Here is a 14,211-nt window from a genome sequence, read left to right on the forward strand (position 1 = left end):
CTGCCATAGGTCTATCTCCTTTTTATTGTCCAAAGAGGATATATGTTTCATGCTTTTTTTATTTCGCTTTCAGCTTCTATTAAGGTAGCAGAGGTATGATAACTCTTGTAAACCCCTTCTCGTGTTAAATAGATGTGTGACTGACCCCGCCGGGCGCCGGTGGGGTATTTTTTTGTTTTATTTTCAAATAAACAAAACTAAACAAAAACAAATAAAAGTATATTTCTGTGTTTATTATTGACTATCAAAGATAAACAAAGGTATAATGAATGTGAAATAAGGAACTTACTATGTACGTGGCAAGCCATTTGATTTTCAATATAAGGAGAGATTGATCATGAACGTGACCCTTACCAATGAAACAACGCAGGCTGCAGGTTTCCATATTCCATTTGTCCGTGAGATGGCTGAAATTACTCAACATATGTGGAAAAATGGCTGGGATGAGCGCAATGGTGGTAATGTCAGCTATCTGCTGGAGGAAGAGGAAGTAGCCAAATATATCGATATCCAGCATGTGATTCGCAAGATCAAACCCGCGTTTTCGGTGCAAGAGCTGGCAGGCAAGTATTTTATCGTGACAGCATCGGGTAAATATTTCAAAAATGTACTCGCTGATCCCGAAAGCAACCTGGGGTTGCTGCGTGTATCGCAAGATGGTCAGGAGCTGGAAGTGCTCTGGGGATTGGAGTCGGGGGCGAATCCAACAAGTGAATTACCTACGCATTTCATGAGCCATATTGAACGTCTGAAATTGGACCCGAACCACCGTGTTGTTATGCACAATCATGCGACTCATGTGCTGGCGATGACGTTTATCCACGAATTGGATGAGGCAAAATTCACGAAGACCCTCTGGCAGATGTGCACGGAGTGTGTGGTTGTATTCCCGGATGGGATCGGCATTATTCCTTGGATGATCCCTGGATCGAATGAGATTGGGCGCGAAACGGCTAAGAAAATGAAAGAATACCACGCGGTGATCTGGCCGCAACATGGCATCTTCGGAACGGGCACAACGATTGACGAGGCTTTTGGTCTGATTGAAACCATCGAGAAGGCAGCCCAAGTGTATATGCTGGTTGCTGGTCACGAGATCCGGCAGAGAATTACAGATGAGCAGCTGACCACACTGGCACAAGCGTTTGGTGTTACTCCTCGTCCCGGCATTCTGGGTAGTTAAAGGATGTTTTATTGCAATATAGTCAACGCATAAATCAAGGAAGTGGTCTTTGGTTCATTGAACCAAAGGCCATTTCCTTTTTTTTGGCGAACAATCGTCATTTTGGTTCAAAAAAGTTCAAATTGCTGAACAAGAATGGCTTTGTTATCGATTATTGAATCGTAGAATGCATTATCACGCGCTGGCGAATTTCGGGTGAAATGACGTATTGTCAATGGCTCTGCGATTTTGCATAATAACAATGCTTCACAGATGAGAGACGGAAGGAAGTTATGATCATGCTTGGCAAAATGAAGAGAATCTTAATAGGCAAGCCCATGAAATCGGCTGAACTGGATGGAGAAAAATTGGGGAAATGGAAGGCACTCGCCATCCTGTCCTCGGATGCCCTATCGTCCGTTGCCTACGGTACGGAACAGATTTTGCTGGTGCTCGTTGCGGCCGGATTCGCCGCCCTGTGGTACTCCGTTCCGATTTCCATCGCCGTGCTGGGATTACTCGTCATTTTAATTTTTTCATATCGCCAGACGATATTTGCTTATCCAACAGGGGGCGGCGCTTATATCGTAGCCAAGGATAACCTGGGTACAACATCCAGTCTGATTGCCGGAGGATCTCTGCTGGTCGATTATATTTTGACCGTTGCGGTAAGTTCGTCGGCAGGGACGGATGCGATTACGTCGGCTTTTCCTATGCTGCATGACTACAGTGTTGTGATTGCACTCATTATGATAGTTTTTCTAACGATTATGAATTTGCGGGGAGTAACGGAGTCAGCGTCTGTGCTGGCGATCCCGATCTATCTGTTTATTTTTTCAATTGCGGTTCTGATTATTTCGGGCGGAATCAAATTTCTTGCCGGGGGGATGGAAGCAGCTGCACCTGAATTCGGAACAAGTCTATCCCATGTGAGTATGTTTCTATTATTGAAAGCATTCAGCTCCGGTTGTTCGGCCTTGACTGGCGTGGAAGCGGTAAGTAACGCGATCCCGAACTTCAAGCAGCCTGCCGAGAAAAATGCCGCAGGTACGTTACTGCTCATGGGTTGTATATTGGGAGCCATGTTCATCGGCATCACCTTACTGGCTTATGGGTACGGAGTGAAGCCTGATCCCAAAGCAACGGTCATTTCCCAGATTGCTGAAGCAACATTTGGCAGGGGCACGATGTATTTTATCATCCAGGGTGTAACGGCACTGATCCTGTTCCTGGCAGCCAACACAGCTTATTCGGCTTTTCCGCTGTTATCCTTCATGATGGCAAAGGATAAATACATGCCGCATGCATTTATGGTCAGAGGAGACCGGCTTGGCTTCTCGAATGGTATTATTTTTCTCAGTGTGATGTCTGCGCTTCTGGTGGTTGGGTTCAAAGGAAATACGGAAAGCCTGATTCCGCTCTATGCGGTAGGGGTGTTCATTCCATTTACCCTGTCACAGCTCGGTATGATGATTCGCTGGATCAAAGTGAAGCCGTCTGGCTGGCAGATGAAGTTGCTGGTCAATACTGTCGGTATGCTGACTACATTATCGATTACCCTGATCTTTATTTTCACCAAGTTCACGCAGACATGGGTCATCTTTATCTTTTTGCCACTCGTTGTTTATGTGTTCATGCGTATTCACCGTCATTATTGCAACATCGCAGATGAGCTGCGGATTGATATTCAGGTCGATAAGCCAGCCAAGAAAGGCAATACGATAGTCATTCCTGTTGCGGGCATTACCCGGGTTGTCATGAATACGATCAGTTACGCCCAGACGATGTCGGATCACGTGGTCGCACTCTACATTGGCTTCGATGATGAGGCCATACGCAAGATGGAGCAGAAGTGGGAAGAGTGGAATCCAGGTGTTCGTCTGGTCGTGATCAAATCGAGGTATCGTAGCATTATGGGGCCGCTCAAGAAATTCATTGATACCGTAGAGTGGAAAACGGCCGAGACCGATCACATCACCATTCTAATTCCACAATTCATCACCAAGCACTGGTGGCAAAATGTACTGCACAACCAGACCAGCTTCATGATCCGGGCCTATCTGATCAATTACAAAGACGTGATTGTCACCACGGTGCCATATCATCTTAATCGTTAACTCGAACGGTTAATCGCTTCACCGGGGTTGGAAGATTTACAGATTATTGTAAAATGAGTCGCTTTTATTAATAGACAAACGTTCATATTCCATTTACACATCAAACCGCAGGGACATCTCCAAACAGGGGAGTTCTTGCGGTTTTTTGTCATGAAATCCGGTCTGGATACCGCTTTCGAATGGATACACATTTGCGTAAAGCCCCTTGTCTATGATTAACGTTACGTTGATTCAGAAAAGATTTTGTTGTGACATTCGACTCTTACACTAGATAACGTGGTGCTGAAGTTGATGTAACATTTCACACACACTGAATGCGTGAATCAAGGGGGAAGAAAATCCGATGAGTGAGCTTGATAACCGGATCAGCTTGCCCGCCGCCGCCAAACGGCGCGTATCCGGTACGAGTGAGCGTCGTACAGCCTCGCTGCGTGTGCAGCGAATGCGGGAGAATATGCTGGCCTATGGTTTCCTGGCACCATCGCTGCTTTTGTTTGCAGTGTTTCTGTTTTACCCGATGTTTAAGTCTGTTTATCTCAGTCTGCATTCCACAGATCCGACGGGGCAGATTGCGGCTTATGTAGGACTGTATAATTTCAAGGCCGTGTTCCAATCAGGACTGTTTATGCAAGGGATGAAAGTGACGTTACTATTTGTGCTATTTACAGTGCCTACGGGTATGTTGGCTGCTCTGATTTTGGCTGCACTGACTCACAACCGGTTCAAGGGAATGCGTGTGTTCCAATTTGTATTTTCTCTGCCCGTGGTGTTATCCGTCGGTTCGTCAGCGGTGATCTGGAAGTTTCTATTCCATCCGACCCTGGGCATGCTGAATTATCTGCTTGGCAAAGTAGGTATTGATCCAATTCCTTGGCTTACCAGCCCGGATTGGGCGTTAATCTCGATCTCCATCATGACAATCTGGATGAATCTTGGGTTCAACTACATTATTCTATCCAGTGGTTTGGCGGGCATCCCGGATGAGATCTATGAAAGTGCCAAGATTGACGGCGCAGGTCCAGTACTTACTTTTCGCAAAATCTCAATGCCGCTCCTGTCACCAACATTATTTTTTGTTACGGTCGTATCGATCATTGGCGCTTTTCAATCGTTCGGTCAGATCAACATTCTAACCCGGGGTGGCCCAATGGACAGTACGAATGTTTTTGTCTATTCCATCTATCAGGAAGCCTTCGTTAATTTCCGCTTTGGTACAGGTAGTGCACAAGCCCTGATCCTGTTCGTGGTAATTATGCTGCTGACCCTGATCCAATTCAAATGGGTAGAAAGGAAAGTGCATTACCAATGAGTGCGACATGGACCAAAACGCTGTTGTATGTATTACTGACGATCTGTGCAGCACTTGTACTGTATCCGGTGATGTACACCTTTTTCATGGCCGTCATGACGCCGGAAGATGCGAGCGCTTATCCGCCGCATATCATTCCAAATTCCATCGTTTTGTCCAACTTTAGCGAAGTATTTGATATCGTTCCGATCGGCCGATTTATCGGCAATACCTTCCTTGTCGCTGGCCTAACGACGCTTGGTCAATTGATTACAGCGAGTATGGCAGCCTATGCTTTTGCGAAAATGCAGTTCAAAGGCAAAAACGTCATCTTCAGCATGTTTGTCGCAACCATGATGATTCCATGGGAAGTGACGATGATCCCCAACTATCTGACAGTTCGCAGCTGGGGCTGGCTGGATAGTTACCAGGGGCTTACCGTGCCGTTTCTGGCAACGGCGTTTGGTACATTCCTGCTAAGACAGTTCTTCATGCAGCTACCCAAGGAATTGTTCGAGGCGGCGAGGATCGACGGTTGTGGTCATATTCGCTATTTCATATCGCATGTCTTGCCTTTGTCCCGTCCGGCACTTGGAACACTGGCAATCTATTCATTCCTTAGCATGTACAATTCGTATCTCTGGCCGCTGCTGGTGACAAACACACCGGAAATGAGAACCGCACAGATCGGAATCTCGATGCTGGAGTTCCAGGAATCCACAGCGTGGAATCTGGTATTTGCCGGAACAGCCATGGTCATTCTACCATCCTTACTGTTATTGATCTTCGGGTTGAAACAGCTTGTCCGCGGAATGGCCGCAGGCGCGCTGAAGGGGTGAGAGGGGTAAGGTTTCCAACTATTAAATTGAAATTGAAGTGGAAGTGGAAGTTTTAAAGGTTTTGGATTAAACATTGTATCTTCGTACAAGGTCTACGGTTTGGTTATCAGGAGCGAATAAACAAGGCTCGTGTCTTGAAATAAGATCTTAAGAGAGAAACCACGGTAGTAGTGGAGGGGACGAAATCGATTCTGAAGAAGCAAAGCGTTTGCCTTTATACACGGATTTTCCCCTCTAAAAGGGGATATAAAAAAATCCGGGGATAACAGCAATCAGAAGAACGATTCGTAACCGTAACGGCCACGCCGTGTCAATCTCCAGATTTATTCTGAAGCGAGCCATATAAAAGGAGAGCGATTATGAACAGATTTCGGTTGAAAAAAAGAGGTACATTTGCATTAATGCTGGCTGCACTCATGTTGGTCATTTCAGCTTGCGGAACAAAAGCTGAAACAAGCAGTCCGGCAAGTGGAGCACCAGCAGAAGCGGCCGCAGCTGAAACAACACAATTGACGTGGTGGCATTCCATGTCTGGCGCTGGGGAGAAAGCCATTAACCAACTCGCTTCCGACTTTAACGCTAGCCACCCCGACATTCAGGTGAAACCCATCTATCAAGGGAAGTACGATGAGAGCTTGAACAAACTCAAAGCATCCATGGGCTCAGACAGCGGTCCAGACATTATCCAGGTCTACGAGATCGGTAGCAAGTTCATGATTGATTCGGGCATGATTACGCCAGTACAACAGTTCATCGACAAGGATCAGTTTGACCTGTCCCAACTGGAGCCAAACATCATAAGATATTACACCATCGATGGCAAATTGAACGCGATGCCGTTTAACACATCGAACCCGATCCTGTACTACAACAAGGATATGTTCAAAGCTGCAGGTCTGGACCCGGAGAACCCGCCAAAGACGTATGAAGAGTTTGAGCAAGCGGCAAAAGCATTGGCGAAAGACGGTAAGCCAGGTGCATCCATGGCGATCTACGGCTGGTTCATGGAACAATTCTTTGCGAACCAGAATGCAGATTATGTAAACAATGGAAACGGAAGAACTGAGGCAGCAACAGAGTCTCTGCTGAACTCCGAAGCTGGAGTGAAGACATTAACGTGGTGGAAAAAGATGATTGACGAGAAAACCCTCTCCAATCTGGGACGTAGCACAGACGATACAACAGCAGCATTTACCGCTCAGCAAATCGGTATGACCCTGGATTCTACGGCTGGCCTGCGTAAAATCGTAGAAGGTTCAGGTGGCAAGTTTGAACTGGGAACAGGCTTCCTGCCTCGTCCAGCGGATGCCAAAGAAGGCGGCGTTGTGGTGGGTGGAGCAAGCTTGTACATCATGAACAACAAATCCGAAGCACAACAGCAAGCGGCATGGGAGTTCATCAAGTACTTGGCTACACCAGAGGTACAAGCGAACTGGAGTGTTGCGACAGGATACTTCCCTATTACGACAGCAGCCTACAATGAGCAAGTATTAAAGGATAATATGGCGAAGTACCCGCAATTCCAGACAGCAGTCGATCAATTGCACGCTTCTGCGGATTCGACAGCAACATCCGGGGCATTAATGGGTGTATTCCCGGAAGCGAGACAACTTGTCGAAGGAGCGATTGAAACCGTCCTGAATGGACAAGGTACACCACAGGAAGCATTGGATACAGCAGCTAAACAAATTACAGACAAGATTGCGCAATATAATAGTACGGTGAAGAAATAATTTAATTCATATCAGTGTTGAATGCAGTGATTAAGCTGCATTCAATTTTTTTATTTTACTAAAAAGAAAGACTAACATTTTTTGTTAATGATTCCGAAAATAGAAGTAGGAAGCCAAAAAGGTATCCCAATAAATAGAATCATGGAGAGAAATAGACATAATAAAAATAAGAAGGAGTACAAGTGAATGAAAAGAGTAACGGTTCTAATGATGGCATTTATGTTGTTGTTTGTTTCAAGTGTTTATGCGGAGGAACTTAAAGTTAAAGATATTGAACTCATCCCTAATACTACAGTTTCGGTCGGTGGTAAGATTAATCTTAATATAGTTGTTGTGTATGATGACGAAAATTCAATACATAGCGATAACGATCCATACTACAGAAGAAATACAGGTCTTACAAAAACAGATTATACGATCAGTGAACCTCATATACTTCAAGTGCTGAGCACTGGGATGGTAAAGGTAATAGGTGTAGGTTCTTCAACAATTACTGTTAAAGTCGAAAATGTTGAAAGATCAGTTACTATTTCAGGTAGCTTGGATGAAGCAATTGATGGAGGATACATAAAAAATGGTGTGACTCTTGTTCCGATGAAAGAGGTATTCAAGGCACTGGGAGGGAGTGTTAGTTACATTGCTCAACAGGACGCCTTCGAGATTAAAGTTGGTTCTACGAAACTAACTCTCCCGAAAACGGGAACAAAAGCAACGTTAAATGGAGAGCCATTAACTCTCAAGTCCCCGCTGCTTGTTCAAAATGGCGTAACTTTGTTTCCTGCTTCTGTTCTCTCAGATGCTCTGGGTGGAACTGTGACTTATAACTCTAAAGCTAAGCAGATGCAAGTATCCATTGGTAAAGGTAAAATGACTATTAATATTGAACAACCTCAAAAACAAAACAGTGTAACAGGAACAACTCCAACAAAAGGGAAACTTTATGCTGTGCCAGCTACTGGAGATATGAAAGGGTGGAGCATTCTCAAGGGTCATCCTTACGAAAAAAGCATCCGTGTGTACTTCAAAATCAATGGGTCAAATGTACAAATATATACTAAGGATATAAGGAAGGTAGATCTGAATAAAAAAGTAACATGGACCGATTTAGAGGGGAAAAAACACACAAATACGGTAAAACAGTTGTATACTGTTTTTGGGGAATTAAGTAATGAATATACTAGTGACATACTATATAAAATGTTTGGAAAAACATATTCAGACTGGATCGGGTCAACTTCACTGAATGCAGATCGATACGTTGACCAGTACTTGGAGCAACAAGGATTAATTGAACCCTATGGAAGTAATATTACTTTGACACCAGACACAGAAGTGTATTGAAAACCGTCTGTAACATTTCGAAAAAGTGAAATTAGTATCATTTTTCATATTTTATATTATCCCACAAGAAAGTCTCTGAGAGTAATTGGAGATGTTCTTGTGGTTTTTTTTAACATTCTATTAACTCATACTGATTTTGCGCTTAATAGTTCTCTTTTATACTCAGTTAATGTGGTGATCTAAATTGATCCGTACATATCGTTTTATCATGTGAAAATGCATGTCTCAAGACTCAGTTTTTAGTGGGTTTAAAGAAATGAGTACTGTCACTAAATGTCGAATTCGTATATATATTCATTGTGAATGTTAATTTAATTGACGTTAAATAATCGTATATCTAACACTTATATAACTTTAATAGGCTTAATAACGTGTTTTAGTTAAAAGTTAGTACTATTTATTCATTATTATAGAGATTTGCTTAGGGGATGTGATATAAGTGTTCTTTTTTCTTTCATAGATAAGAATTATTGTTTACACGAGTCTGTTATTCAGTTATCTTATATTTGAACTAATGTACATGCTGGATGAACAAATGATTGCCAAGTTGAAAACATGGGGGTAGGACGAATGAACAACAAGCAAGTGAAACGTTGGGCACAAGGGTTTCTGGTTTTCGTTCTTGTCGTTACAGGTGCGGCACCAATCGGTGGATTAAGTCGTACCGCATATGCTGATGAGGAAAGTTTAGTAACGGAAGAGCCGCAAACAAGTGATCAGGAGACATCCATACCGGATGCTGTCCCAACTGAAGAATCGTCAGACCTAGAGTCACCGAATAACGAAGATGATGATATGGATGAAACTAAAAGTGAGGAACCAGCTGAGACGGATAATGCAGAAGTGCAGGAAGCAGAAGGGACTTTAATCATATCCATTGCTGATGCACGAGTACTTGCGCCAAATACAAATGTAGCCGTTTCAGGTGTCGTAACGTACAGTGAACTCTCCGGAGAATTCACGAATTATTATATCCAAGACGAAGAGGCTGGCATTGTAGTCCGAGCGAAAAATCAAGTTGACGTGGGGGATCGCATTGAAGTGTATGGTCCAATTACTCACTACAGCGGACTCGTCCAGATTGAGAAGGATAAGTCAGGTTTTACCGAAGGATACATGAAGGTCACTGAGCAAAATGTAACACTCCCCGGACCCAAAAATATGGTGTCCACAGACTTTGTCAGACCAGCAGACCAAAGTAACAAAGGTCCTGGCGAAAAGTATGAGGGAATGTTTGTCGAAGTAAGAGATATTCAGGTAACACGGGGCAGTAGTTCGACGTTTTACGCTACGGATAGCCATGGTGCTGAGATGACGATTTACGCCAAAAACTCTCCTACCGCGCTAACTGTCGGCAAAACCTACGAATATGTGCAAGGTGTTCTGACCTTCAACAGTAATTACGGATTAGAGCTTTTGCCTAGAACAGCCGCAGATGTTGTAGAAAATAGCCTGTCTGTGATGGCAAGTGTTCCATCTGGCGGGATTCCCCGAAACAATGAAGTCACATTAACCTCTCCAGCCAAGGATGCAATTGTACATTACACAACGGACAATACAGAGCCTACTTCTTCTTCCACCGTGTATAGTAGTCCAATAGTGATTGATCAAGACATCGTAATCAAAGCCGTTGCCATTCTTAATGGACAATCCAGTGCAGTGTACACCTTTACGTATCAAGTACTTCCTGATAAAGAAAACGTGCGTATCCATGATATTCAGGGCGCAGGACATACCTCTGTTTTTAACGGATACGATGTTAAGGATATCGAAGGTATAGTTACCTCCGTCAGTACAAGCAGTTTTTACATGCAAGAGCTTCCGGATGAGATGGACGGTGATCATCGGAAATCCGAAGCCATTCAGGTTTATAAACCGAGTCATGGAGTTATCGTCGGCAACCAGGTGAAGGTATCCGGCAAAGTTACGGAATATGGGGCGGTTAACGAATTAACCACCACGCAAATTACGGCGAGTACCATTGTAAGAGTGTTAGAAAAAGTCGATCTACCTGTACCTGTGAAGTTGGGTGTCAATGGACGAATCATTCCAACAGTCATTGACTCGGACTCTTTTGTAGAATTTAATCCCGAGACGGATGCTATAGATTTCTATGAAAGTCTGGAAGGCATGCGTGTTGAACTGGAAAAGCCTGAAATTATAGGTCCTTACTCCAGTCAACCGGGTCTGGCCGTTGTTGTGGATAATGGTGAGAATAATTCACTTCGCACACCTAACGGTGGTGTTATTCTGACCGATAACAAGAAAGATATGAATGAGAGTGATCTCAATCCGCAGCGTCTATTTATCGGCAAGAAACCTTCCAAAGCAGTAAAAACAGGCGATAAGTTGGATGGGAATGTAATCGGAGTAATGACATACTCTAGCGGCAATTTCAAGGTGAGTCCTGAAGGGAATTTACCAGCAGTTATCCCGGGAGAAACGAAACAAGCGACTACTTCCATTGAACAAGCGGCAGATAAACTGACCATTGCTACGTTTAATGTGGAGAACTTCAGCAAAAAAGATTCAACACGAGCCAATAAAATCGGTAAAATCATCGTGGATAATCTGAACACGCCAGACATCATTGGCATCATGGAAGTTCAGGATAACGATGGCGATGCTGACACGGGCACAACAGCGTCCAATGAGAGTTTTCAGACGCTAATTGATGCAATCAAAACGAACAACGGACCAACATATCGATATAGTGAGATTTCTCCGGAAAATAACAAGGATGGCGGGGCACCTGGTGCCAATATTCGTGTAGGGTTCCTTTATCAGCCGAACCGTATATCGTTGGCTAATGGTATCGGAAAAGGAAATGCTACGACAGCGATCACAGTCAAAGCTGACGGCAGTCTCTCCAATAATCCGGGTCGTATTGCACCGGAGGACGAGGCATTCGCCAGCTCTCGCAAACCGCTCGCAGCGGAATTCGAATTCAATGGTGAACGTGTAGTGGTGATTGCCAATCACTTCAATTCCAAAGGTGGGGACCTGAAACCTTTTGGAAGTATACAGCCTGCAACTCGAAGCAGTGAAGTTCAACGTGCGAAGCAAGCTGCATTGGTAAATGGGTTTGTGAAAGAGTTACTGAACAAAGACCCTGAGGTAAATGTCGCTGTACTCGGTGATTTCAATGACTTCCAATTCTCAAATACCTTGAACATTGTTGAAGGTAATGAACTGGACAATCTGGTAAACGAACTACCAGAGAATCAACGGTATTCCTACATCTATGATGGAAACTCTCAGACACTGGATCACATTCTGGTGAGTAAAAATCTAACTGAGACAGCAACCATCGAAGTGGTACATGTGAATGCCGATTTTGAGACAGCGGATGGACGGGTGAGCGACCATGATCCACTACTCGCACAATTAAGTATTGGAGATCCAGTGGAAGAAGGGGACTTCAACCTGCGCGTTCTTCACACGAATGATACGCATGCGCATCTGGATAACATCCCGCGCCGAGTAACGGCAATTAAGGAAGCTCGCAATGATAACACTTTGGTGCTGGATGCAGGGGACGTTTTCTCAGGCACATTGTACTTCAATCTGTTTAACGGTCTGGCTGATCTGGAGTTCATGAACATGATTGGATATGATGCCATGACTTTTGGTAACCATGAGTTTGATAAAGGTCCAAGCGTACTGAAAGCATTTATTGAGAAAGCAGAGTTCCCGTTTGTGAGTGCTAATATTGATTATTCAAAGGATGCGAGTTTGAGCGGTTTGTACAACAATAGCATCGGTAACCCGGCTGATAAAGCCGAAATCTATCCGGCGATTATTACGGAAGTGAAGGGTGAGCGAGTCGGTATTTTCGGACTGACGACACCGGACACGGTATCTCTTTCTTCACCAGGAGATGACTTGAAGTTTGCGGATTACAAGGCAAGTGCACAAGCAACTGTACAGATGCTGCAAAATGAAGGTATCAATAAAATCATTGCTTTGACTCACCTTGGCTACTCAGAGGATCTGAAATTGGCTGAAGCTGTAGAAGGGATCGATATTGTGGTAGGTGGTCATTCACACACCATTCTGAAGGAACCGATTGTTGTAGGCAGCCAGGATGAGCCGACATTGGTTGTGCAAACTGGGGAGTATGATGTCTCTCTTGGTCAATTGGATGTTACGTTTGATGAAGCAGGTATTTTGAAGAAGTGGAACGGCAAATTGCTAAGTCTGGATGCGAAAGATGCTGCCAACCAATTCATCTATGCTGATGATGTGGAAGCTGCAAACAAGTTGCAGGAATATGCGCCTCAGCTGGAACAATTCAAGAAAACGGTTATAGGTAAAACAAATGTCTTCCTGGATGGAGAACGTGGCGCTGTGCGGAAACAGGAAACCAATTTAGGAAACCTGATGACAGACGGTATGCTGGAGAAAGTGAAATCCATTGTGCAGGAAAACGACGTCAAAGGATACGTGGCGATCCAGAACGGCGGTGGCATTCGCGCTTCATTCCAGACAGGTCATATTACGCTGGGCAATCTCCTGACTGTGATGCCATTCGGTAATAACCTGTCTGCGTTGAAAATGACAGGCAAGGAAATTACAGCCGCACTGGAAAATGGTGTTAGTGGTGTGGAAACGGGAGAAGGACGTTTTCCGCAAGTAGCGGGTATGCGTTTCTACTACGATTCCACGAAACCAGGCGAGAAAATTGATGCAACGACCAATACCGTGACCCAAGTGGGTCAACGTGTGGTCAAAGTTCAGATTAAGAATGCAGATGGAACATACACGGATATTGATCCGAACGGATACTATATCGTCGCTACCAATTCATTCATGGCTAACGGTGGAGACTTCTATCGTGCTATGAGAACGGCAAAAGATGATAATCGATTCTACGAATTAAATCTGGTCGATTATGAAGTCTTCCATGAACATCTGGACCGTGTAGGTACAGTTGATCAAAAGACAGAAGGACGCAGTACCGATCTAAAAGGCACGCCACTCCCTGGGGACGGAAATGGAAGCAATCCTGGTAATGGTGGCGGGAATAATGGAAGTAATCCGGGCAGTGGTAACAGTGGTGGAGGATCTACAACACCTACTCCGACTGTAACTCCAACCACACCGACTACACCAACCAATCCTACAAACCCAACTACGCCAACCGTTCCGGGTAATGGAGGAAATCCTAATCCAACTACTCCGGTCGTAGACCTGAAGGACATCGGAAATCACTGGGCAGCTGCTGCCATTGGACAGGCCATTTCCCGGGGAATTGTGAACGGATATCAGGATGGTAATTTCCGTCCGAATGCACCAGCCACACGTGCCGAATTCATTGTTATGTTGGGAAGAGCATTTGAACTTCCAGCCAGCAACAAAGCATTGACCTTTAAGGATGCTGCTGGAATACCTGCATGGCCACAATCCTTTATTGCACAGGCAGTGGATCAAGGGATCATTAGTGGGTATACGGATGATACGTTCCGTTCATCGGGCAAAGTATCGCGGGTAGAGATGACAGTTATGCTCGTCAGAGCACTCGGCCTCCCGGTACAGTCGAATCCGACACTGAGTTTTGCGGATGCAGATAAAGTACCTGCATGGGCTGTTCCATATATCGCTGCTGCATATGATGCAGGACTGGTAAAGGGAACCGGCAAAAATAGGTTTAATCCCCTCGCTGAAGCAACACGTGCTGAAGTGGTAACCTTGTTATTGGCGGCAAGCGAGTTACAAAAGCAATAAAACG

7 protein-coding genes are annotated in these 14,211 nt (G+C 44.6%); all 7 read left to right on the top strand.

The window, feature by feature from the left end; genetic code table 11:
- Positions 1–337: 337 nt before the first annotated feature.
- The 7 genes from rhaD (at position 338) to AC4E8D_RS06905 (ending at position 14,207) form a co-directional block, all read left to right on the top strand.
- Positions 338–1,183 carry a rhamnulose-1-phosphate aldolase gene (rhaD, locus tag AC4E8D_RS06875; protein ID WP_221819149.1) on the top strand — a complete coding sequence of 282 codons (846 nt, stop codon included), beginning with the start codon at positions 338–340 and terminating at the stop codon, positions 1,181–1,183.
- Between the two features lie 278 nt (positions 1,184–1,461).
- Complete coding sequence (locus AC4E8D_RS06880; RefSeq protein WP_036669004.1) at positions 1,462–3,279, top strand: APC family permease; 1,818 nt, start codon at positions 1,462–1,464, stop codon at positions 3,277–3,279.
- Between the two features lie 343 nt (positions 3,280–3,622).
- The gene (locus AC4E8D_RS06885) at positions 3,623–4,588 is read left to right on the top strand and encodes a carbohydrate ABC transporter permease (protein ID WP_221819150.1); all 966 of its coding nucleotides are present in this window, start codon (positions 3,623–3,625) and stop codon (positions 4,586–4,588) included.
- The gene (locus AC4E8D_RS06890) at positions 4,585–5,406 is read left to right on the top strand and encodes a carbohydrate ABC transporter permease (RefSeq protein WP_221819151.1); all 822 of its coding nucleotides are present in this window, start codon (positions 4,585–4,587) and stop codon (positions 5,404–5,406) included. Before AC4E8D_RS06885 ends, AC4E8D_RS06890 begins: the two co-directional genes overlap by 4 nt.
- Positions 5,407–5,765: 359 nt before the next feature.
- Positions 5,766–7,139 carry an ABC transporter substrate-binding protein gene (locus AC4E8D_RS06895; RefSeq protein ID WP_221819152.1) on the top strand — a complete coding sequence of 458 codons (1,374 nt, stop codon included), beginning with the start codon at positions 5,766–5,768 and terminating at the stop codon, positions 7,137–7,139.
- A gap of 186 nt (positions 7,140–7,325) precedes the next feature.
- Positions 7,326–8,480 (top strand): copper amine oxidase N-terminal domain-containing protein, encoded by a 1,155-nt coding sequence (locus AC4E8D_RS06900; protein ID WP_221819153.1) that lies wholly within the window; start codon positions 7,326–7,328, stop codon positions 8,478–8,480.
- A gap of 570 nt (positions 8,481–9,050) precedes the next feature.
- Complete coding sequence (locus AC4E8D_RS06905; RefSeq protein WP_490205986.1) at positions 9,051–14,207, top strand: 5'-nucleotidase C-terminal domain-containing protein; 5,157 nt, start codon at positions 9,051–9,053, stop codon at positions 14,205–14,207.
- Positions 14,208–14,211: the final 4 nt, after the last annotated feature.

The organism is Paenibacillus sp. SRL342 (genome assembly GCF_984798905.1).